This is a genomic window from Mesorhizobium mediterraneum (genome assembly GCF_002284565.1).
GTDB classification, from domain to species: domain Bacteria; phylum Pseudomonadota; class Alphaproteobacteria; order Rhizobiales; family Rhizobiaceae; genus Mesorhizobium; species Mesorhizobium mediterraneum.
In genome coordinates, this window is record NZ_NPKI01000028.1 from 13,640 (window position 1) to 35,228 (window position 21,589).

Consider the following 21,589-nt stretch of genomic DNA (forward strand, 5'->3'; position numbering starts at 1 on the left):
CCTATTCATCGACATTGTTTCAGCGTACGAGATTGGCCCCAAGGCTTTTGATCATTCACGATTTTGGTCCGAGACGAGCGCTGCTCCACCAGCGCGCGATGCGCGCCGCCGGGCCCCGGATCAGGAGATAGGGAACGAAGGCGAGAACAATCGCCACGACCACAGCTTCAAACGGATAGAAGGTGCCCAGTTGCATGATTTGATAGACGGCATCCAGGATCACGGCGAGCACCATAACCTTGCCCGTCGATCTGACCCCTTCGACAAGGCGCGCGCGGCGCTCGTCAGGCTTTGACAGGACGGTCCAGAAATAAGGCGAGCGCCCGTCGCGCGCGTCCTTGATGCCGTCACGTATCCCGAACAAAGTCGCCATCACCGGCTGAAGAAGGAATCTGAGCGCCAGGGGCCCACTCGGCCTTGCGACGAGGTCTTCCCAAAAACGTTGCAGAATGTCTTCGATTGCCATTCGTGCTCATCCCTCTTTGCGAAGACGGTTGCCTGGAACGGCGACGCCGTTGCCGGCGCCGCCCTTCCGTAACACGACTTCCTTACTGCCGCGCCAGTGCGACGCGAAGCGCCTCTTCCGGCGAGACGTGGTGGTCGGCATGCTCGGTGTCTTCGCCAATGGCGAGTTGCACGCCCTTTATGACTCCATTGAACGCGTTTCCACGCGGGCCGTAGTCCGGCGAAACGGGCGCTCCGGTGTCGCAACCGACATCGCAGCCATCGTCCGCCGAGAAGACCGATGGCGCAGTTGCGCCCACAGCGCCTTCTCCGACCTTCTTGCTGTTGATGAACAAGGACACTGTGCCGCCCTTGCCGGGACCGCCCCCCGCATAGGCGAATTCCATGCGGACCTGATGCGATCCGGGCGGGATTGCATCGGCGGATTCGGCGAAGAAATGCTGTACGCCGATCAGGTTGTAGCAGTATTTGAGCTTGCCGCCCTTGGCGTAGAGGCTCCAGCCGCCGATATTGGCGCCCTGCGAGATGATCACGCCTTCAGCGCCTCCCTCCGGCACCACGATCTCGGCTGTCACCGAATGCGACTTGTTCTTGAGATTGAGGACGGAGTTCTCCGAAAGGCGACCCATGCCTCCGAACAGGATCTGGGATTTCCCCTTGATCAGAACCGGCCGTCCCGCCAGATCAGAGTCAAAGCGAGCGGCGACATTGTCGTCCAGCGGCAGCACATTGTAACGGGCGGCCTCGATCAGCCACAGGCGCTGAAGCTGATGCAGTTTGTCCGGCATCTGCTTTGCCAGATCGTTGGCCTGGCTCCAGTCCTTGCTGGTGTCGTAAAGCTCCCAGACGTCGTCGTCGAAGGCGGGGACCGTCTCTCCGTGCAGCAGCCACGGCGTCTTGTGCCGCGTCACCGCGGTCCAACCCTTGTGGTAGATGCCACGGTTGCCAAACATCTCGAAGTATTGGGTCTCGTGCCGCTCCGCTGCCTTCGCTTCGTTGAACGAATAGAGCATGCTGACGCCTTCGATCGCCATCTGAGCAACACCGTCTACCGCCTGTGGTTGGGGGAGCCCGGCTGCTTCCAGTATGGTCGGTGCGACGTCGATGACATGATGAAACTGGGAGCGGACCTCACCCTTCCCTGCGATGCCGCTTGGCCAGTGCACGATCGTGCCGTTTCGGGTCCCGCCCCAGTGCGAAGCGACCTGTTTTGTCCACTGGTAAGGCGTGTTCATGGCGTGCGCCCAGCCGACAGCAAAGTGGTTGTAGGAGTCCGGTCCGCCGAGCTTGTCCAGCCGCTCCATGAGGAATTGTGGTGTCTCAAGAGCGGCCAGGCCATTGAAATTGGCCATTTCGTTATAGCAGCCGATCAGCGTTCCCTCGGCCGAAGCGCCGTTGTCGCCGATGATGTAGTAGATGAGCGTGTCATCGGTCAGTTTCATCTGGTCGAGGCTGTCGAGGAGCCGCCCGACGTGGTGGTCGGCGTATTCCAGGAATCCGGCGTAGACCTCCATCTGACGCCTCAGAACAGGCTTCATCTCCTCGGGCATTTGATCCCAGGCAGGAATCTGCTCGTGACGCGGCGTCAGCTGGCAGTCGGAAGGAATGACGCCGAGCTTGAGCTGGCGGGCGAAGGTCTCCTCGCGCAGCTTGTCCCAGCCCTGATCGAACTTGCCCTTATACTTGTCCGCCCACTCTTTCGGAACATGGTGGGGAGCGTGGGTTGCGCCGGGCGCGAAATACATGAAGAAGGGCTTGTCTGGTATAAGCGCCTTCTGCTGGCCGACCCAGGCAATCGCCTTGTCGGTCATGTCCGCCATGAAATGGTAGCCCTCTTCCGGCGTCTTATGCACTTCAATCGGCGTGGTGCCCTCATACAGTGACGGATACCATTGATGCGCTTCGCCGCCGATGAAGCCGTAGAAATATTCGAAGCCGCCGCCACCGGTGGGCCACGCGTCAAACGGGCCTGCCGGGCTCGTTTCCCACACCGGGACCTCGTGGCATTTGCCGAACTGTGCGGTCGCATAGCCATTCAACTTCAGTGTCTTTGCCAGTGGAGAAGCCGTGTTCGGCAGGACCGAGCAATAGCCGGGCGAGCCACTGGCGATCTCGGTAATGCCGCCCATGCCGACCGAGTGGTGGTTGCGACCCGTGAGCAGCGCCTGGCGCGTCGGCGAGCAAAGAGCTGTCGTATGGAAGCGATTGTACTTGAGACCGCCGGCAGCCAGTCGTTCGGCGTTGGGCGTCTGGCACGGACCGCCGAAGGCGCTTGAGGCGCCGAAGCCCACATCGTCGAGCAGGATCACCAAGACGTTCGGAGCGCCCTTTGGCGGACGCAGCTGCTCGATGACCGGATACTTCGATTCCGGATCCTTGGCGTCGTAGGTGATGAGACCGGTTCGCGGACGTGTCGGAATCGGAAGGACGCTACGGTTGATCTTGTCGGTGCCGTCGCTCATCGTGATCTCCCTTTGGCGGCGCGCTTGCCACATATCTTCGGAGTGCAGGTAGGTTGCTCCTTCGTGAGGTTTGCCTATTGCCGCTCATGGCGGAAGGTAATTAACGGTAACCTACGGGAAGAATCTGCTCGGCCAGCGCAACAGTCGGTCGTGGAGGTGAGTCCGGCCTTCCTCAAGAGCCAAGGAAGAACTCCACCCTGCGAACGGACAAACCGCAACGAGACCTCTTGCTGCGTGTTCTTGCCTAGAACGCTTTTCTTTCAGTCGGCCACGACCTGCCAGGTATCGTCCGGGTTGAAGCGGTCGATGTATTTGACGATCTGCTCGGTGGTTGGGCCGAGGTCGGTCTCGTAGACGACGCCGTGCTGGTTGACGGCGAAGGTTTTCACGCCGGTTTCGCCGTATTTGGCAGGCCAGGCGATGAGGCCGAAGCCGGCGATCATGTTGCCGTTTATGACGTAGTCGTAGGCGCCGCCGGCGATATGGTCGCCCTGGCCGGTCAGGATCTTGTACTTGTAGCCGAAATAGCCTTCGCCCTTGGCCGCGTCCTCGAGCTCGGCCTGATCGATATTGCCACCGGCCGGACTCTCGCCGTTGATGCCGTCGCTCGGCCAGTAGAGCCCGTCGGTCGCGCCTTCAGAGCTTATCAGTTTCTGCGCGAACTCTTCCACGCCGTCCCCGTCGCGGTCCTGCGATGCATAGTCCTCCTGCCCGTCGACATAGGCGCGCATCGTCTCGATCGCGGTGAGCTCGTTCTCGCCAACATACCGGTTCACGATCTCTTCGAGCCCGGCATAGGTGTCGAAAGCCCACTTGCCGTCCTCGCCCTTGACGATCGGAAAAGGCAGCGGCCACAGCTTGTCGCCGATCTGCAGCGTGCGGCGGTCGCCCTCGCCATCGAGGACAAGCTGCTTGGCCACACCCTCCTTGATCGCCGCCAGCGTCTCGTCCGAATTCTCGTCGGCCTTCAGCTTTTCCGCATCGAGGCCGAGAAGGGCCGCAACCGCACCGTTGCCGGCGTCGTCCAGCGCCTTCTTGAACGCCTCGACCGCCGCTTCCGGCGTGTCGAAGACGGGCGGCTCGGCGGCGGCCGCAAACGCAGTGATCTCCGGCGCTTGCGGCGCCTCCTGCGCGGATGCCGGCTGCGAGACAGCGATGCCGGCTGCAAGCACCACAGCACAGACTGAGCGGAGAAGGATGGTATGCAAAAGTCCCGCGTGACGGGTGGTGCTGAACATCTGTATCATGATCTTGTCCTCCCGTTCCGTTAACGCCGGCGTCCGCCACTGGGGCGCTTGATCTGCTTGTGGCCGCCGCCACGGCTGCCGCCGCCCATCGATTGGTGGCCGCGGTTGGAGCTGACCTTGGTCGCCTTGCCGCGATCGACGTTGCCAAGACCCGACGGTTTCTTCGGCCGGTTGTCGACCCGTGCCGCAGGTTTTGGCTTGCCGGCTGGACGGTTCACCTTGGCCGGCTTCGCCGCCGGGCGATTGGCGGTAGGCCTGGCCGCAGGTTTCTGGATGTTGGCGGGCTTGGCGGGGCGGGTCACTTGGGCGGGCTTGGCCTTCAGCCCGTCGAGTGTGCTCTTGCGGATGTCTCTCGTTGCAGCCGTCTTGCCCGGCACCCTGTTGGCAAGGCTGTCGTTCTTCTTGATGTCGCGGGCGCGGTCGCGGATGGCGTTGTCGCCATTCTTCTCGATCCTGTTCTTGATGTTGTTCTGGTCGAACTTGTTCAACTGATCGCGTTCGATCTTGATCTTGCTGCGATCGACATTCTTCCAGTCGACGTCGTTGATGTTGATATTGCCGTTGAAGTCGCGGTTGTTGAAGCAGTTGTTGCAATCGATGTTGATGTCGTTGCCGTTCCAGCGGCCGCCCCACACGCCCCAATCATCCCAGTCGACGGCGGCGGCCCAGATGGCGCCGGTCACCGCCCCGGCGAAGAATGTCGCCCCCGGGTACACATAGTATGGGTAAGGATCGGGATAATAGCGGATCGGTTCCCACACGTAATCCGGCTCATAAAACATCTGCGGCGGATATTGCGGGACGTAGATCACTTCGGGGCTCGCCGACTTGATGACGATGTTGTCGTTCGCCTTGACCACCTGGATCTTGTCGTCGGTCTTGATGACGCCTTTGGCGACCGCCTCGTCGCGCAGCTGCTGGATGGCAACCAGCACGTCCTTCTGCTGGTAGGCGATGGCATCGCCGAGCGTCTGCGTCCATTCGAGGTCGTCGCTCATCATCTTCACAATGTCGGGATAGTTGAGCAGCGACACCACGGAACCGTCCCAGCTCTCCTTGGGTTTCAGGCTCTTGTCCTTCTCGTAACGGTCGAGGAAGCGCGCCGCCTCGATGATCTGCAGCGGATAGAGCGCAGCCGCGGTGATCACGGCGATCAGCTCGTCCGGGTAGAGCGCAATCCGCGCGACCAGCACCTCCATCTCGTCGGCGCTCAGCGGCTCCGGCGAAGTCGTCGCATCGCCCGAAGCCGCCGCGACCTGTTCTTGTGCAAGGACAGGGTGCGCCGAACCAAACCCGGCAAGCAGCAGCGTCAGCGCCGCCGCGCCGACCTTCAACAAGTCATTGCCCGTCATGCTTCGATCCTCCCTGTCTGTCTCTGTCCGGGCAGGCTTTGCGCCGGGCCTTTTTGGCAATATTTGTCACGTTCTGCGTGCAACGCAGCGGGTGATGTCTCCGTCCTCGCAGACATTCCGCCACGGGATTTCGCCCTGCCACGTGTTGGCCATTCGGCAAGGCTTGTCATGGCTTCGTGTCGCTTCCTCTTCGAATGCAGCGCTTCAGGCCGCGATAAGGATCAAGGCGAGGACGCGAACACCTTGTTCCAGTCGGCTTTCATATCAACAATTGTCCAACTCATGATTCCGGCTTCGTCGAGACCCTTGTCCAGGCGACCGATGGAAGAATCCCTGTCGTAGGCCCATTCGCGATCTGCGTCGGTGTGGTGCACATAGAGACAGAAGTGCGGTCCGGGACCGGAACAGGTCCATTGCAGCATCTGCAGATCGCCGTCGGAATTGCCGAAGGCGGCGATGGGCCGCCGGCCGATGTGATGGTGGATGCCGACGGGCTTGCCGGCCTTGTCGTCGATGAAGTTGATTTCCGGCAATCGCATGAGCACCGGCGTTCCGTCGCGCATCTCGAACTTGGTCTTGCCGCTGCTGCCGACGACCTGCTCGGGCGGTATGCCATAGACCTTCTCCGTCCATGGGCGCATGAAATCGATGCCGCCGCCGGAGACGATGAAAGTCTTGAAACCGTTGGCGCGAAGATAGGCCAACAGCTCCAGCATCGGCTGGTAGACCATTTCCGTATAAAGCCGGCCGGTCTTCGGGTGCTTGGCGCTGGCAACCCAGTCGCGGACGATCTGGTCGAATTCGTCGGTGGTCATGCCGGAATGCGTGGTCATGACGATGTCCACGATAGCCGGCTCGCCACCGGCAAGCGCAGTCTTGATGTCCCCCTTCAGCAACGAGGCAAAGGGCTCCTTGTCCTTCCATTCCGGATGCTGCGGCGCCATTGCCTTGACCCGATCGAGTGCGAACAGGAGCTGGAAGTACAGCGGTTGCTCGCCCCACAGCGTGCCGTCATTGTCGAAGACGGCGACGCGCTCTGCTTCGGGCACGAAGTCTGCCGCGCCTTCCGCAGTCACGCGTTCGACGAAGGCGACGATGGACTGCTTGGCCTTTCCGTCATTCCAAGATGGAAGCTGATCGGCGTTCTGCGCGGTGGCAGAGGCAGCGACCCCCAGTAACAGGAGGATGGACAACAGGTAGCGCTTAGCGGCGTAGGCAAGACTGGTCATAGTTTGATGTCTCCTCCAGGTCAGCGCCCCTCGGGGGCGCCATCATCAAACATGCCTTCGACAAAATCGTCTTTCGTGAGATTTGCCTATTGCCGCTCGGGGCGGAAGGTAATTAACGGTAACCTACGGGCAGAATCCGCTCGGTTGCGCCGAAAGCGGGGCTGTCAAGGATACGGTCTAGCTCGACACGACAATGAGCCGCAGGGTAGGTCCAGCCCCGGTGGCGATATCGCCCAATAGCTTGGTTGGGTCGGGAAGGCGTTGCGGGTTGTTGGGACCGCCTGCCACAAGCGTGTCAATCCTCGGCCATAGGCGGATACGGCTTCGCCAGCAACAGTCCGCCTACGTAACTTACATAGTGATACTGGCACCATCAAAAAGACTATGCGCATTCTAGCTCATAGGTGATGGCACTATGGCAGCAAACGGCAAACCTCCTGGCAGGGAGCAGGCATATTCAGCGACGCCTTCCGCATGCCGAATTTGCGATCCGAAAATTGATAAGCAGTAGAGAACTGGCCAAGAACTGTCGAATCCGATCGCCTCAAACTTTCGGCGTCGATGATGTAGCCAACCGATCAGTTTGATGGCGGGCCTACGCTGTTGGGCTGAAGCGAACCCGGATCACGCTCCCGAATAAGAATCGCCGAGCACTGGATTGGAGATGAAACATGAACCAAGCAATCTTGAAGTCGCACCTTAGATCGCGGCCGCGATCTATCGGAATAGCGGCAATCTCAATCGGGCTGGCACTTTCCGTTTCGCCGTCGTGGGGTCAGAACGTCATCGACGCCGATGCTGACGGTATCCTTGTGGCTATGACAAACCATCTCAAAAGCTTGCAGGCGTTCACGGTCGACTATGACACCGATCATGAGATCGTCGATCTGGCCGGCCAGAAGTTGCAGTACAGCGCTTCCGGCTCCGTCCAGGCGTCCCGCGGCGACGGCTTCCACATGACCCGCAAAGGCCCTTTTGCCGACGTGGAACTCACCTTTGACGGCAAGGTAATCTCTGTCCACGGCAAGGGCATGAACGTCTATGCGCAGTTGGACAGTCCTGGCGCGTCGATTGATGAGGCGGTCGAGGAATTCAGGGTGTCGACCGGGCTCGACGTTGCGGGCGCCGATTTTCTAGTCACCGATCCTTATGCCGTTTTGACCGAAGGCGTTACGTCGGGGAGACTGGTCGGCGACGCTTTTGTCGGCGGCGTCGAATGCGATCAACTGGCGTTTCGCAATGACGCCGTGGACTGGCAGATCTGGATCAGCAAAGGCGACCAGAAACTGCCTGTCAAATATGTGGTCACCACCAAATGGGTGACGGGCGCGCCGCAATATTCGTTGCGGTTCAGCAACTGGAAAGCCGGTGAGGTCGACGCCGAGCTGTTTTCGTTCAAGCCTCCGGCCAACGCGAAAAAGCTGGAGCGGATAGACTCCGACGAGGTCGGCGAACTTGTACTGGAGGGCAGCAAATGAACGCGCGGCGCATGTTCCGTAATCATCTCTCGGTCGCCGTTGTTATGACGGCGTTTCTTGTAACCGATGGCTTGATGGGGGGGCACTTCATTCCGGCAGGTTCGATAGTCTCCAGCGCGGAAGCGCGCGTCGGCAGGCCGCTTACGCCCGGCAGCGTCGCCGGCGTTGCGCGGCGCACAACGCGCCGGGTCGTCCGCCGCTCGACGATATACGTGGCGGCGCTCCCCCCCGCCTGCTCTCAGACCAGCATCAACGGAGCTACGGTTTGGCAGTGCGGCGGGACATACTACCAGCCCTATGGCGGCCGTTACGTCGTCGTCTACGTGAATTGATCGTAGCCGCCCAAAGCGAGAGGGTCTCCAATGACAGTACAACGACTGGGGCGGCAGCGACGGTCGGCCTTTGGCAAGGGCTGCGACGCCAACCGATCTCTGCTTGTGACCGTAAGCGGCGAACACCATAATTGACTGCGCCCTTAGCTTGCAGCCACTCTCCCCGGAGACGTAGCATGCAGCCAGAACAGTTGCCCATAAAAGGGCGAGGAGCCAATATGTGTAGCTGCGGCATTCAAAACTCGAGGCGCTCATGAAGAACAAGCTCCGGCTCGGGTTCTTGCCAGTTGTCATCGTGCTCTTGCTAGCGCTGTTGCAGGGAACTTCTCTGGCTCAACAGCCTTCCTCCGATCTTCCGCCCGAAAAGGCAAAGCAGTTCCTTGAGCTTTTGTCCGATCCGGAACTAAAGGCATGGCTCGAGCGAAAGATTCCAGCGGCCACGGACGAGCCCGGCCTGTCGATTTCCGAGGACATCTTGAGCCTGGAGGCGGGTATTCGTGCCCGTATCGGTGCGCTCGGCGCCGCGATCCCGCGCCTGCCCGAAGAACTGTCGCGCGCCGCCGAAATTGTCTCGCGTGACGTGAACTCCGGCAGGCCAGGGCTGGTTATGGGCATCCTGGCGGTCTTGATCGCGGTCGGTTTCGGAGCCGAGTGGGCGGTCCGACGAGTGCTCGACACGACGAGGAGCGCGGTTGCTCAGGACGACGCCGGACAAGCGATCCTCTTCGAGACTGTCGCCCTGCTGACTTTTGCGCTCGCCAGCGCCGGTTCGTTCTTGGCACTCGGATGGCCACCCTTACTCCGCAGGATCATTTTGACCCTGCTTCTTGCGTTCATCGCGTTCCGTGTCGTTCGCGCGGCAGCCCGATTGCTGTTTGCGTTCGGCGGTGCGACGAGCGACCCCTCGGACAGGCCGACTCCGCTTTTCGAAAGCGAGGCTTCGACCCGTTTCTGGCGTTGGCGAGTCAGCCTTGTGGCCGGGTTCCTGTTGTTCGGCTGGGCGATCGCCAGCCTCATGCCTGGCCTGGGCTTCGCTCAAGACGTTGCAGAGCTCGCCGCCTTCCTGTTCGGGCTTGGCATTCTGGCGACCGCAATCGAGGTCGTCTGGCAACGGCCCGACGGGCGAGGCTCTCTGGTCAAGCAATCGTTTCTCACCTTATTCTTGATCGTGCTCTGGATGGCTTGGGTCGCCGGCCTGCTCGGCGTCCTGTGGCTTGGGATTTTCGCCCTGGTGCTGCCGACAGCCTTGCGCGGCGTCGGCGCCGCGGCACAGGCCTTCGCCGGCAGGTCGAAGCGCAGCGGCGCGATGGGCGTCGTACTCAACGTGCTCATTGTCAGGGGCGCCAGGGCGGCGGTCATTGCCGCGGCGGTCGCATGGCTCGCCCATATCTGGCGGATCAGGGCCGCGAGCCTCGCCGGCAGCGAAACCGGCGGCTTCCTGATAACCGGACTGCTCAACGGCATCATCATTTTGCTGATCGCCGACCTGCTCTGGCAACTTTCGAAGGCCTTGATCGAATATCACATGAACCTCGCGCCGGCGGATGGGAGCAGCGCCGACCATCTGGCCCGCAGCGGCCGACTGCGCACGCTGTTGCCGATATTCCGCAACGCCCTTGCCGTGTTCATAGCCGCGGTCACCGTGCTAACGATCCTCGCTGGGCTCGGCGTGCAGATACTCCCGCTGATTGCCGGCGCCGGCATCTTCGGCATCGCCATCGGCTTCGGCTCGCAGACCCTGGTCAAGGACGTGCTGAGCGGCGTGTTCTACATGATGGACGACGCCTTCCGGGTCGGTGAATACATCCAGAGCGGCAGCTACAAAGGCACGGTCGAATCCTTCAGCCTGCGTTCGGTGCGTCTGCGTCATCATCGCGGCCCCATCTATACCGTCCCGTTCGGTGAGCTCGGGGCGGTCCAGAACATGAGCAGGGATTGGGTGATCGACAAGATCACGATCGGCGTGACCTATGATTCCGACGTGGACCTGGCGCGCAAGCTCATCAAGAAGATAGGCCAGGAACTGGCAGCCGATCCTGAATTTGCGGCCGACACGATTGAGCCGCTCAAGATGCAGGGCATCGACAATTTCGGGGACTACGCGATCGTTCTGAGGATAAAGTTGACGACGAAGCCCGGGACCCAATTCGGCATCAAGCGGCGCGCCTTCATGATGATCAAGGCGGCATTCGCGGAAAACGGTATCAAGATCGCGGTTCCCACCGTTCACGTCGAGAGTGGCGGGGAAACTGCGGCCGCTGCTCATCAGGCAAACCAAACCCTGAAAAAGAGCAAGGCCGCCTTGGAGGCGTGAGGTACACGCCATAGAGCTGCGCGGTCCTGTCCACGTCATCCCAACTCGGGGCAAACCGGACATCATGCCGTCGTTGCGGACGTTTTGGCGAACATGGTCGGACGGCAAGATGTTAGGCGGCGTTCGTATGCGTGCCAACCGCCATTTATCGATGGCGTCGCGGACTGAATGGTCCGCAGTGCGCTGGGCCAATACTAGCCCGTAGGTTACAGTTAGTTACGTTCCCTGACGTGAGCCGATCGGCCAAGGTCACTCACAGCCGTCATATCCCATCGCCCCGCAAGAGGACAGCAGCCTCTGGAGCAAATGGTGCCCGTAGCCAAAGAACAATTCAGCCTGCACACAAGGGGAATAGCAATGCGAAAATACATGACACGCATCGCGGCAACGTCAGTAGCACTTTCGACTGCGATGGCAGCCTACGCACAAGATCAAAGCCCCCTTCCAAAGGCCAGCGATGTGCTTGTCCGCTACGGGGACGACGTCGAGGGCTGGACCGTCTATGCCAATCAAACCCGCGGTGATTGCTTGATCGTGCACTCAGATGGCCCAAGTTCGGTGCAAATGGGCGTTACCGCAAATCGGGAGGTCGGCTATCTTGGCGTGTTCACCAAAGAGGATATCGGCCTTCAGAACGGGACCAAGTCGGACATCTTCGTCTCCATTGACGGCCATCTCTATCGTGGTGTGGCCACTAGCACGAGCGGCGAACTCAAGGGCGGATACTCTGGCGGCTACATCTTGACAGACGACCCGAAGTTCAAGCGCGACGTAGCGAAGAAATATAAAATGACCGTGTTTCCGGAAACCAAGGGAGCCTTTGTCGTCGATCTGAAGGGGACCTACAAGGCAATGGCAATGGGCCACAAGTGCCTCACGNAGCCTTTGTCGTCGATCTGAAGGGGACCTACAAGGCAATGGCAATGGGCCACAAGTGCCTCACGCAGTGACTCCGCTCTGACCACTCAGTTGCCTTTCTTGGGTCCGGAACGCAAGGTTGGCGTTTGAAACAGAATTGGCAATTCTGTTCCACCCGACGCTTAGTCGGGCACCGGGCGCGGTGTATGTCTTGGGTGACGCGGAGCACCATGGTTCCGCTGGGCGCGGTTGCGGCAAGCGTCCCACTTGGCTTGGCTTAGTCGCGGACTTTTTCAGCAACATTGACCCATTCTGAGCATTCGCGCCGGTGTCCTGGAATCCGTGCATTTATGGCGTCGGGGTGCAGACGCGCGGACCGGGCGAGTTGGTTCCAAGGCGCCTTGTACTCCGGGCTCTTGGTGTTCACGAAATAGGTGTGAAGGACGCGGTAGTTATCCAACCATCGGAAAGCCAGGTGTAGGGTTTCAGCAGCCTGCGCGCTTCTGGAGCCAAGTGATGGACCCCCAAGAGCTAGCGCCGAGAAATAGAATAGCGTCGACTGAGTTTCATCGCGTTGTCTCCCAGTTTTGTCGTCCGGCGACATAGATCTGGGGGTGCCCCTTCAAAGCACTATGACTTGCACTTCTTCGCGGATGGTGCTGGCAGGGCGCAATTCTTGTCACCAGCGCTCGATTTCTGGCTGGTCTGGGAACCCGTCAAGGCGCCGATGTGATTGCCTAAATTCTCTCTGCTGTTTTGATCGACCGCTGCAACAGGTGCTGCAATCACCAACCCTGCCGCGCTGCCCGCCGCTGCCGCCACACCGGTTGTTGCGTGGATGATCGTGTCGCCCAGGCCTATTCTGTTGTCGGTCAACGTCTGGCCGCCGGCCATTCGCGCGCCGATTAGTTGCACGACCTGCGGTGACGAGGCGAACTTGCCGTGATGCAAACGATCGCCGGATTTGACTTTCGTCAGATCGATGACGGTTATGTTGTTGCTGGCGAGTTCTTCCTTGTATGGAGCTTGTTCCGGATCAATCGATCCGAGCCGGGGGATATCGCCCCAGACCCGTCGCGAAACTTTGAGCGCGCGATCGTCCTGCGAGACAAAGAGGGTGAACTGCGGGTGCTGTTTGCCCATGTCGGCAATCTGAGTACGAAAAACATCGACGTCGACGTCTGGCGCGGCCAGCATGACGTTTTTGAACTTCGCCGGAAGGCCGCCATTGCGGATGGCCATCTGGCGCAAGCCTTCCAACGCAAGCCAGTTGCCCATCGAATGGGCGAGGATCGAAACTTCCTTGATTTCGGGATCGCGTGCAAGATACTGGAACAGCAGTTCGAGCGCGTTTCGCGTGTAGTTGGTGCTTTCACGATCGTAGCCATACGCCAGCGCACTGCCTCGGGAGGGCCATGTGACCAAGATCGGGACGCTCTGCGTGTCCGTATCCTTCGCGATCTGCGCAAAGCGATAGACCGAGTCTTCAAAGCGATTGTTGAATCCGTGAATAAAGACGAGGACACTGTGATCCGGGCTCTTCTTGACGGAGGCGCTAAGCCACCCCTTCGCTGTCTGGAGCGTCAATTCTTGGGCCTGCACGACGGCGAAATCAGTCGCCGGGTTTGATGGCAGCTTCTTGGGCCATGCGACCTCTCCAACCTTGCGGACCGATGCCGGAGGGATCGAAACCGTAATTTCCGCGAACGAGGGGGCCAGTCCGCGCTCGCCCGTATACATTTGTGCCGGATTGGAGGAACGACTGCGTGTCGTTGCGACCAGCATCTCCACCTTGCTGGAGGAAGGCGAGGTATCGGCCACGGGCAGCAGCACATTCGTCGGACGGGACGCGCACCCCCACAGCAGGCCAACCAACGCCGACGCCAACAAAACGTTGCTGATACGCCTGACTTTGGACAGACTCACGAAACAGTTTCCCAAACTCTTCTCCCGTTTCGAAATAATCCCAGGCTCAAATCCAATCAGAACCGAAATCTGGCGCCGATGATTGGTCCCTGCATTGCAATGTCAAACACAAATCCGTCGTCCTCGTAGTCTACGGCAAGGTAGCGATAGCCCGCTTCCAGCGTGACCGAATCACTGTACCGGTATTGAAGGGTGCCCTGCACTTGCCAATCGATGTCGGCGCCAAGGCCGAAGCCACCGACATCCGCCTCGCCATGGAGTCCGAATCCATTACCGAGAGCAACATCGCCGGCCACACCAATAATGGGGTCGACCCAAGTCTTGCTGCCGCTGGCCTCCCTTACGCCGAGAGGGCCAGTAACAGTCAAATCCGTATCCAGGTACCAGAGCCGTCCGCCGGCCAAAACGTCCAAGGTTGCGGTGCCATTGTCGACGACCCGATAGGAGCCGCCGAAGGTCCACACCACCGTGTTCATGTCCACCTCGGCCGAAAGAGCCAACGGGCCGGCCGACGTGCCATCGGCCTCGAGTCCCAGGTAGATGACGTCAGTGAAAAGAGCGTAGCGGCCATTGCGCGCCTCACCGGCAAGCATGACCGGCGGGGGAGACCAATCGATGTGGTCAAAAATCTGGCTGAAATCGACGTCGATATCTACCGGCGACAGGCCCCTGACGCCGACCCTGCCCTTCATGCCTGCCATCCAGAAATAGGGCTCTGCGGTGAAGGTCCAGACTGGCGCGGCTTCAGCAGGCGCGGGTGCGGTTTCAGGAAGTTGCGTCGCAGCGTCAGCGGCGATCGCCGGCACCGCAACCAGCGCTGCCGCTGTTCCCGCCGAGGCCAACACGAGAGCTCGGATCATTCCCATATAAAGTCCCCTCTTTCCGTCTTTCACTTCATGTCCCGATGCGACCGTATATGCATTCGCGCTGCTCAGCTAATGGATATCGGATTCCGATCGTCTTTCATGTCGACAGCGGGTCATTTGTTCTTGGCTCTACTTCGGGAACAGCAGGCTAATTCCGGTGCGGAATCCGAAGCCGTCGGGTCCGCTATCGGGGCTTACCGCCCAATATCGCACACCGGCGAAGAGGCTGATTGGCTGCTTGTCGATCACAACCAGCTTCGAGACCTGGACATTGATCGGGACCGACCATTGATGCGCTTCCCAATTGTAGGCGCTCTCGGTATTGAGCGTGAAGGTCCAGGCGTCCTTCGTCGTGTAAGAGACGAAAGGCTGCAGGAACGTGGAGTTTATATCACTGCGGTCGCTGTCGCCTGCAAATGACCAGATATGGTTGGCCAGCATACCGACCGTCCAGCCATCGAATTGCTTCAAGACAACGCCGGTCGGTCCCGCCCCCCATTTTTCCCCGCCAAGCAACGGATCAGTCGCAGTGGGCAACAGAAACACCGGGCCGACACCCCAGATGATCCCGCTCGCCGTGGGTTGGGAAGGCGAGAAGAACAGGCTTTGGCTTATGTCGCCGAGCCCGGACTGGTCGCCGGATGGTCCTGCAATGTCGTGCTGCCAGGCAATAGGCAAGATGGTGCGCGATATCAGGTTCCAGTTGTCGTTGAGCGTGATCGGGATGACCGGCTGCACGTTGACATAGGCTTTGTCACCATCGTTCGGGCCATAGCCGCTGTCGTAGTTGAACTGGATCGGCACGCTGATCAGCGAGGCGATCGGATTGGATAACTTCTTGGCGAGCTCCTGCGTGTCGTCCTGGGCTGACGCGACGGTGACGACAAGCAGGGCCGGGAGCAAGGCTGCCATAGTTTGTAGAGATCGCTTGCCAGACAGAAATTCCAAGTCAGCCCCCGAATAGTTCTTGCCTCTCACCGTGGCGGCCAGGGAATGACACGCGATTTGCGGGCAGCGTCCGCGTGCAGCACGGCTCCGACTTCCCCAACCAACCGATCCACCAGTTCCTGCCATTCGGCTCGTCTGGACTCGCGCAATGCCGGCGGGACCTTGTCGATCCTCGACAGTGCGAGTTCCGCCTCAGCAAGTTCCTCGCACATATCCTGAAAGCCCTCACTTCGGTCCATCAGCCGATGGATCGCCAATTCAAACTGCGGGAATCGACGTACCGCCGCCGAGACCGCTCTTTGTCTATCAGCCGGTTCGTCGTCCATCCTCATAGCGCAGATTCGTGTTTTCCCGAAACCACCGTAGCCTATCGCATGGAGGCGGCTGCGGAATGTAAGTTACGTGGGCTACAGGGTAATTTCTGAACAACCATAGCGAGTGCGGTGGGCACCAAGCCTATAAAATCGCAAATTCAAATTGCGCTTGCCGGTGAGGCCGCCTAACTGTTGATCCGTTGTCGTCCGCCGCTGCATTGCACAAATCGTCGCCGTCATCCGGACGTTATCCGTTCAGACTACTAGGAGTATTGCAAGAACTGGATCGCGCATATAGACTACACGACGAGGGGTAACCGGCGAAAAAAAGAAATATAACTGGGAGTAGTCACCCCAGAACGTCAGGTGAGGGAATCCAAGGTGATCCGGGCCGAACCAGCCGCAGGGAGGGAGCATAGGCTCGCCCCAGAGGATTGTCGTGCCCAGCTTGCCCTGATCCTCAACAGTGCGGACTTCGATGCAACCGGTCGCGAGCGCCGCTTCCTCAGCCATGTGGTGGAGGAGACGCTGGAGGGTCGCGGTGATCGTATCAAGGCCTATTCGATCGCTGTCGAAGTGTTCGGCCGCGATATGTCCTTCGACCCGCAGACGGATCCGATTGTCCGCATCGAGGCTGGCCACCTCCGGCGCGGGCTCGAGCGTTACTACCTGACTGCCGGACACGACGATCCAATTCTCATCACGATCCCGAAAGGTGGTTACGTTCCAACGTTCTCGGTGCGATCGTCCCTCGAGACCATTGAGCCGGCCTTGCCGGTTGAGTGGGCAGAAAAAGTCCCGACCCCTGCTCGATGGATGAAGGCATCATGGCTGACGGTGGTTCTTGCGGCTACCGTCGCGGCATTGGCTGTTGTGGCATTTGGATTGGTGAGGGGTGGCGTCCGCCCGACTTCGCCTGAGATTCCGCGACTGCTGGTCGAGACGTTTGAGGATCTTTCAGGAACGGAAGCCTCCAGGGCGATTGCGAGCGGATTGACACAGGAAATTGTCGGGCAACTCTCTAAGTTCAAGGACGTCATCGTCGTTCAGCCTCCCGAAAATTCGGTCGCGCCGTCGCGCTTTGTTCTTGCGGGAAGCGTCCACCTGTCGGTCGATGGCTTCCGGCTTCGGATTAGGTTCATAAACCGGGCAGACGGCTCCGTGCTGTGGGCGGACAGTTATGATGGAGAGACGAAAGTCGCCGCGCTTCTCGATACCGAGGCCAATATCGCACAGAAAGTGGCGACGAGCCTGGCCCAGACATACGGCGTGATTTTTCAGGCGGACGCCTCGCTCAACGTCTTGAATCCTCCCGACGATTGGGCTGCCTATTCCTGCACGCTTTCCTTCTACGCTTACCGCGCAAAGCTCGATCAAAGTGCACTTCCAGCGGTGCGTGCGTGCCTGGAGAAGGCCGTTGAGCGCTTCCCGAGCTACGCCACGGCCTGGGGTCTGCTGTCGCAGGCCTATATCGACGAGATTCGATTCCTCTTTCCTTCCGACGAAGCCGCGACTTCGGCCTCGGTCGCTCGCGCTCTTGCCGCGGCCAGGCGGGCCGTGGAACTGGATCCGCTCAATATCCGCGGCCTGCAGGCGGAAATGTTCGCGCTCTATTTCAGCAAAGAGATCGAGGCGGCGCTGCTAGTGGGCAAGCGTGCCTTGGACATCAACCCCAACGACACCGAACTGATGGGCGAGTACGGATATCGGCTGGCGCTTTCAGGAGGCTGGGACGACGGCTGCCCGCTGGTCGCGGAAGCTCACACGCGCAACCCGGGTCCTTTAGCCTATTACGAGACCGCGCTTGCCCTTTGCGCCTATTTTCGCGGCGATTATCCGCAGGCGGCCATGTGGATCAGGAAAACCACGTTTCCCGGCAATGCCAACTTTCACACCATCGCGGCCGCGATTTTCGGCGAGGGCGGATATGAAGCGGACGCCCGGCGCGAACGTGTCTGGCTTGAAGAAAACGCGCCAGGTTTGATCAAGAACCTCCGGCAGGAGGTCGCGAGGCGGATCATTCGACCAGAGGACGTCGATTTCTTCCTCGGTTCGCTCAAAAAGGCCGGGCTCGCATCCAAGGACTTAGGCGGGCAGACGTAAACTCTGCCCGCAAGACACGGCATTTTAGGTGGTGCGTACATGCCAGAGGTCGTGGCGATCCTTTCCGCTTTCGAAGCAGCCGGCGTCAAGTTCGGCGGTCCCCGGGGGGGCGACTAAGAAGTCAGCGGCGCCCGCCCCTCACCTGCCGGCGGCGAGGCCTGCATCAAAAACAACGAGATCCAGATGGACGAAAGTGTTCGTTCGAATGATGCTACTCCGTTGTCTTGAGCGCAGGTTTTGCTCAGCCAGCACAGCGCCTCCTCTTAAGCCCGCTGGCGGTCTAGGCCCGGCGGCCTGCTGATGGTCACCCCAATAAGGCTGCCGGGCCGCTCGAACTTGCGCCACGGATTGCGCGGACTTCATGACCCGGATTAAAAGCGTGTCGATTGAATGTTGACTTTTGCCGTAAAAAGTTTCGGGCCGGAACGCTTGCTCGTCTCAAGGGTTGGGATGCAGGAGATGCAGGCGTGGCCGAGAAGCCGTCTATCGCCGAGATGTTACGACGAACCTCTGACCAACTGAAGAGGATCCGGAAACGCGTCGCCAATGGCGGTCACGTGGACCAGATGCAAGAGGTCGATGCCTTGGTGGGCCTCGCTAAAGAAATGGCCGACCGGCAACTGGCCGGGTTAGAAAGGCCGGCAGATGAAAACGAAGGCTCTGTGCAAGACGATGACGATGCAAAGGACTGAGCGTCGTCGATCGCTGACATTCCCCGATCACGGAATTAGAGCTATTTGAATTGCCGAGTTCGGTACTATTCAACGGCGGCGGACTCCAACCGCCTGGCCGGCGCCCGCCAAGCGTTCTTACCCCACGTCCCCCAAGCGGCGCCGGCCATCCGGATGCTGCCACGAAACGGACGGGAGTGCGTAGGCTGGGACGCAGCCGGTATGTAGAAGACCCGCCGCTACATTTGCGAAGCGACGGGCCTCCACCCCATTCCCCACACCGTGCAATTGCGGTTCCAGATGTATGGACCCATTGCGGGGCACCTTGTGGCTTCTACACAGCGGAATTATCGCCACATAGTTCGTTCGCATGTTTCGATTCCATTAGCTTGAGCGCATGTATTCGCCAGCCAGGCGAGTATCTTAAGGCTCGCTGGTCAGGCCCAGCGGCCTCCAGCTGCCAGTCCCCCCCGCAACCAAGCCGCTGGGCCGTCCCCGCTTGAGCGAAGCGCGTTGTCTCGCATTTAGCGACATCTTGACTAAGGCCTCGCGTGCACCACTCAAATGAATGGCAATTTTCTGTCTGAATGCGTTTACGGTCCATTGTCCGCGACCACGCATTGTGTCGCGTGGGAGACACAGTAACTCCCCTTTTAAAGGCGTCGAGATGCTACGAGCACCGCAAAGCCAGTTCCTAAGACCTGAAGATCGGGCGATCTGCCAGCGGGTGGTCGACCAGATAGCCGCCGACGCTAAATGGTACAGCACCTCGATAGACGGTCAGATTCTGGCCTCGACCACGCTGACTCTCTTTCAGTCCGGGGTCGTCAATGAAACGAATTTGCTGGCACATGTTCGCGCGCGCCGCCACGATTTTACTAAACTGACCGACTAGCACTTCACCCTGCCGACATCGGCGCCCGATGTGGCTCTTCGACGACCACTCCCTCCGCCAATACAACCCGGCCCTAAGCGCGCAAACCTTGCAAAAGTTCGGGTTTTTGAAGAAATGCTGTCACCAGGTGCTGCCGATTTGGCTGAAAGACGGTCATCTTGGCCGCTATTCTCCAAAGCTGGGAACCTCCGGATCTTGGTTCACAGGCCCACCGGGTCAAGCTGGAAAGGCGGATCAGGTAAACTTGCGTTACCTCCGATCAAATTCAAACCCATGGGTTTGAAATTGATTGCAACGGTCTGCAGGAATGGATGCGGACCGTCTGGCGAAACGACGTATTGAAAAGTCCACGAGCGGAGCGCGAAAGCCACCTGACGCGATGACCACGACGATTGAAGACATATACCGGCCGCTGGCATTAACGGCGCGATTTCTTGTCCAGTGCTGGCCGCAGCTATTGCTTGTCGGCTGCCTCGGTATGATCGCTCGTGATCTGCTGCTACAGGGCGCCGTGACGGTCGGCCTCCAATTCCCGCTAGGCGGAATGGTCATACTATCGCTGGTGGTTCTCGCCAAGCTGACGGTGCTGGTCATGATGTTCGTGGTGCTCCGGCCGCACATGCCGGCGGTGGCGGCATTGAGACAAAAAGCGAAAAAGGGAGCGGACGAAACAAAACGCGAGCCGATCCTGGCGATTACCGCGGCCGCGATCCTACCGTTCTTCGCCTACTATGCCGCCTGGGGTTTTCTCGGCGATACGGTCCGTGAGTATTCGCGCATGGCGCTAGCCCAAGCCGATCTCGGCAAGAGCGTCGATATCTTCGCCATTCTTCAGTCAAGCGGCGTGGTACTGTCGATCGTCATTTGCTGGCTGGTGCGTTTTGCCGCCAAGCGGCTGAACGCGCGCGCCTCTCACCCCTACTGGCGGCTGCTGATCGTGGCGACGGACGCAACTTGGGTCTTCATCGGCCTCTACGCGCTCGGAGAATGGAAAGACCAGTTCATCCGTTGGCTTGGCGCAGGTGCCGCGCTGCAACAGCTCAGCCTCGATTTGCTTGCGCCGGTGACTTCGGCGGCCGCGGCCGGCCAGTTCGTTCCCGTGGAATTCCGACCGCTTCCCTTCGGAGAGCAGCTTCAGAATCTATTCTTTTTCGCGTTGCTGCCGATTGTCTGGCTGGTGATGGCGGCAATCATCAACGGCTATGAACTTTCCGCGCCGGCCGCTCCCGGTCCTGCGCCATTGCGCACGACCTCCTGGCAGAGGTGGCTGAAGGATTTCGCGACCCATTTCGTTGGCGGCTATCGCAGCCGCTACTCGCCGGTCTGGACTTGCCTCAAGCTGACGCTCAGTGCCGGCCTTGCCACGCTTGTCACCTTCGTCATCGCCTATCAGGCGATCTCCTGGGTCGGCGCCTGGATGTGGTATGGCCTGACAAGGCTGATCGGAGCGCATGATCTCGCAACCTGGCAGATCTTCGCCGACACCATCAGCCTGTTCATCGGCAGCCCAAGCGATCTCGACGGGGGAATCCTGCTCGACGCGGTCCGGGTCGCGCTGCTTGCAGCCGTGCTCGAGACCGCGGTCGCCACGGCTGGTGAAGCGAGTGGCGTCAGGTCCGCGGTTCGCTGACGCTGAGATAATTTGGCAGCGCCGAATAGAGGGCGATCGACAGCGTGAGGCTGCTCGCTGCAGGTGGAATCGAAAAGCTGGCAGCCATCCGGGCCGGCTTGCCGGGCTCCGTCGCCGCAAACGCGCTGCCACCACACAGGGACCGTTGCTGGGCCTCCGGATATTGCTTTCTGACCACCGGATCGGCAAACAAGGTTGGCTGCCATTCGCGACCGTTTTCATCGGAAAGCCGCACCTGGCATGGAATGGCGCCGAGCGCCTTCGGGTCAGCAGCGAGCGCCTCGAACTCGGCAAGGACGACGGCGCTTCCCTCGCTGCCTGCCAGCCTGGTGAGGCGCGTCACGGTCCAGCTTGCGCCGGCATAGTCGATCGGTTGCCCCAAGGTCGCAGATACCGGCTGACGCAAATGTTGGGAGCGCCAGTCCTTGATGCTTCCCCACGTTTGCGCGGAGAGCGCGGCAGGCAGTGCAACCACCAGCGCCATCATGCTCAGCCAGTA

18 protein-coding genes are annotated in these 21,589 nt (G+C 60.0%); 8 read left to right on the plus strand and 10 right to left on the minus strand.

Annotated elements, in window-relative coordinates; all coding sequences use genetic code 11:
- Positions 1-55: 55 nt before the first annotated feature.
- The 5 genes from CIT25_RS22750 to CIT25_RS22770 all read right to left on the minus strand — a co-directional run bounded on the left by CIT25_RS22750 (position 56) and on the right by CIT25_RS22770 (position 6,755).
- Complete coding sequence (locus CIT25_RS22750) at positions 56-466, minus strand: hypothetical protein (RefSeq protein WP_095486772.1); 411 nt, start codon at positions 464-466, stop codon at positions 56-58.
- 82 nt (positions 467-548) lie between these two features.
- The gene (locus CIT25_RS22755; RefSeq protein ID WP_095486773.1) at positions 549-2,927 is read right to left on the minus strand and encodes an arylsulfatase; all 2,379 of its coding nucleotides are present in this window, start codon (positions 2,925-2,927) and stop codon (positions 549-551) included.
- Between the two features lie 260 nt (positions 2,928-3,187).
- On the minus strand, positions 3,188-4,174 hold the full coding sequence (locus CIT25_RS22760; RefSeq protein ID WP_245329951.1) for a DUF2950 domain-containing protein: 987 nt from the start codon (positions 4,172-4,174) through the stop codon (positions 3,188-3,190).
- A gap of 20 nt (positions 4,175-4,194) precedes the next feature.
- Positions 4,195-5,526, minus strand: a complete 1,332-nt coding sequence (locus tag CIT25_RS22765) for a DUF3300 domain-containing protein (protein ID WP_095486774.1) — start codon at positions 5,524-5,526, stop codon at positions 4,195-4,197.
- A 221-nt stretch (positions 5,527-5,747) separates the two neighbouring features.
- Positions 5,748-6,755, minus strand: coding sequence for an HAD family hydrolase (locus tag CIT25_RS22770; protein WP_095486775.1), 1,008 nt, complete (start codon positions 6,753-6,755; stop codon positions 5,748-5,750).
- A gap of 671 nt (positions 6,756-7,426) precedes the next feature.
- Between CIT25_RS22770 and CIT25_RS22775 the strand changes: the two genes are divergently transcribed.
- From CIT25_RS22775 to CIT25_RS22790, 4 genes are all read left to right on the plus strand, one after another.
- Positions 7,427-8,233: a DUF2092 domain-containing protein gene (locus CIT25_RS22775; RefSeq protein WP_095486776.1), complete on the plus strand. Its 807-nt coding sequence runs from the start codon at positions 7,427-7,429 to the stop codon at positions 8,231-8,233.
- Complete coding sequence (locus CIT25_RS22780; protein WP_095486777.1) at positions 8,230-8,565, plus strand: hypothetical protein; 336 nt, start codon at positions 8,230-8,232, stop codon at positions 8,563-8,565. The genes CIT25_RS22775 and CIT25_RS22780 overlap by 4 nt, the downstream gene beginning before the upstream one ends.
- Before the next feature lie 253 nt (positions 8,566-8,818).
- The gene (locus CIT25_RS22785; RefSeq protein WP_095486778.1) at positions 8,819-10,879 is read left to right on the plus strand and encodes a mechanosensitive ion channel family protein; all 2,061 of its coding nucleotides are present in this window, start codon (positions 8,819-8,821) and stop codon (positions 10,877-10,879) included.
- 357 nt (positions 10,880-11,236) lie between these two features.
- The coding region (locus tag CIT25_RS22790; RefSeq protein ID WP_158302634.1) for a hypothetical protein at positions 11,237-11,758 on the plus strand (522 nt) is incomplete at its 3' end.
- Between the two features lie 609 nt (positions 11,759-12,367).
- On the opposite strand, the gene CIT25_RS22795 is transcribed toward CIT25_RS22790, so the two are convergent.
- The 4 genes from CIT25_RS22795 to CIT25_RS22810 all read right to left on the minus strand — a co-directional run bounded on the left by CIT25_RS22795 (position 12,368) and on the right by CIT25_RS22810 (position 15,803).
- A complete protein-coding gene (locus tag CIT25_RS22795; RefSeq protein WP_425351752.1) occupies positions 12,368-13,657 on the minus strand; it encodes an alpha/beta hydrolase in 1,290 nt (429 codons plus the stop codon).
- A gap of 62 nt (positions 13,658-13,719) precedes the next feature.
- Positions 13,720-14,529, minus strand: a complete 810-nt coding sequence (locus tag CIT25_RS22800) for a porin family protein (RefSeq protein WP_095486780.1) — start codon at positions 14,527-14,529, stop codon at positions 13,720-13,722.
- Positions 14,530-14,658: 129 nt separating this feature from the next.
- A complete protein-coding gene (locus CIT25_RS22805) occupies positions 14,659-15,441 on the minus strand; it encodes a hypothetical protein (RefSeq protein WP_095486781.1) in 783 nt (260 codons plus the stop codon).
- 62 nt (positions 15,442-15,503) lie between these two features.
- Positions 15,504-15,803: a hypothetical protein gene (locus tag CIT25_RS22810; protein ID WP_245329953.1), complete on the minus strand. Its 300-nt coding sequence runs from the start codon at positions 15,801-15,803 to the stop codon at positions 15,504-15,506.
- Between the two features lie 369 nt (positions 15,804-16,172).
- Here CIT25_RS22810 and CIT25_RS22815 point away from each other — a divergent pair, with 369 nt between their 5' ends.
- The 4 genes from CIT25_RS22815 (at position 16,173) to CIT25_RS22830 (ending at position 21,090) form a co-directional block, all read left to right on the plus strand.
- Positions 16,173-17,894 (plus strand): hypothetical protein, encoded by a 1,722-nt coding sequence (locus tag CIT25_RS22815; RefSeq protein WP_095486783.1) that lies wholly within the window; start codon positions 16,173-16,175, stop codon positions 17,892-17,894.
- 467 nt (positions 17,895-18,361) lie between these two features.
- Positions 18,362-18,586, plus strand: a complete 225-nt coding sequence (locus CIT25_RS22820) for a hypothetical protein (protein ID WP_126106608.1) — start codon at positions 18,362-18,364, stop codon at positions 18,584-18,586.
- A gap of 646 nt (positions 18,587-19,232) precedes the next feature.
- Entirely contained in the window at positions 19,233-19,460 is a 228-nt protein-coding gene (locus CIT25_RS22825) for a hypothetical protein (protein ID WP_095486785.1), read from the plus strand.
- A 478-nt stretch (positions 19,461-19,938) separates the two neighbouring features.
- Positions 19,939-21,090, plus strand: coding sequence for a hypothetical protein (locus CIT25_RS22830; protein ID WP_245329955.1), 1,152 nt, complete (start codon positions 19,939-19,941; stop codon positions 21,088-21,090).
- On the opposite strand, the gene CIT25_RS22835 is transcribed toward CIT25_RS22830, so the two are convergent.
- Positions 21,071-21,577, minus strand: a complete 507-nt coding sequence (locus tag CIT25_RS22835) for a hypothetical protein (protein ID WP_095486786.1) — start codon at positions 21,575-21,577, stop codon at positions 21,071-21,073. The genes CIT25_RS22830 and CIT25_RS22835 overlap by 20 nt on opposite strands.
- Positions 21,578-21,589: the final 12 nt, after the last annotated feature.

Coding starts and splice junctions, on each gene's coding strand:
- CIT25_RS22825 (WP_095486785.1), top strand. CDS start 19,233: ATGCTACGAGCACCGCAAAGCCAGTTCCTAAGACCTGAAGATCGGGCG.
- CIT25_RS22770 (WP_095486775.1), bottom strand. CDS start 6,755: ATGACCAGTCTTGCCTACGCCGCTAAGCGCTACCTGTTGTCCATCCTC.
- CIT25_RS22750 (WP_095486772.1), bottom strand. CDS start 466: ATGGCAATCGAAGACATTCTGCAACGTTTTTGGGAAGACCTCGTCGCA.
- CIT25_RS22800 (WP_095486780.1), bottom strand. CDS start 14,529: ATGGGAATGATCCGAGCTCTCGTGTTGGCCTCGGCGGGAACAGCGGCA.
- CIT25_RS22805 (WP_095486781.1), bottom strand. CDS start 15,441: ATGGCAGCCTTGCTCCCGGCCCTGCTTGTCGTCACCGTCGCGTCAGCC.
- CIT25_RS22785 (WP_095486778.1), top strand. CDS start 8,819: ATGAAGAACAAGCTCCGGCTCGGGTTCTTGCCAGTTGTCATCGTGCTC.
- CIT25_RS22775 (WP_095486776.1), top strand. CDS start 7,427: ATGAACCAAGCAATCTTGAAGTCGCACCTTAGATCGCGGCCGCGATCT.
- CIT25_RS22765 (WP_095486774.1), bottom strand. CDS start 5,526: ATGACGGGCAATGACTTGTTGAAGGTCGGCGCGGCGGCGCTGACGCTG.
- CIT25_RS22780 (WP_095486777.1), top strand. CDS start 8,230: ATGAACGCGCGGCGCATGTTCCGTAATCATCTCTCGGTCGCCGTTGTT.
- CIT25_RS22810 (WP_245329953.1), bottom strand. CDS start 15,803: ATGGACGACGAACCGGCTGATAGACAAAGAGCGGTCTCGGCGGCGGTA.
- CIT25_RS22760 (WP_245329951.1), bottom strand. CDS start 4,174: ATGATACAGATGTTCAGCACCACCCGTCACGCGGGACTTTTGCATACC.
- CIT25_RS22755 (WP_095486773.1), bottom strand. CDS start 2,927: ATGAGCGACGGCACCGACAAGATCAACCGTAGCGTCCTTCCGATTCCG.
- CIT25_RS22830 (WP_245329955.1), top strand. CDS start 19,939: ATGATCGCTCGTGATCTGCTGCTACAGGGCGCCGTGACGGTCGGCCTC.
- CIT25_RS22835 (WP_095486786.1), bottom strand. CDS start 21,577: ATGATGGCGCTGGTGGTTGCACTGCCTGCCGCGCTCTCCGCGCAAACG.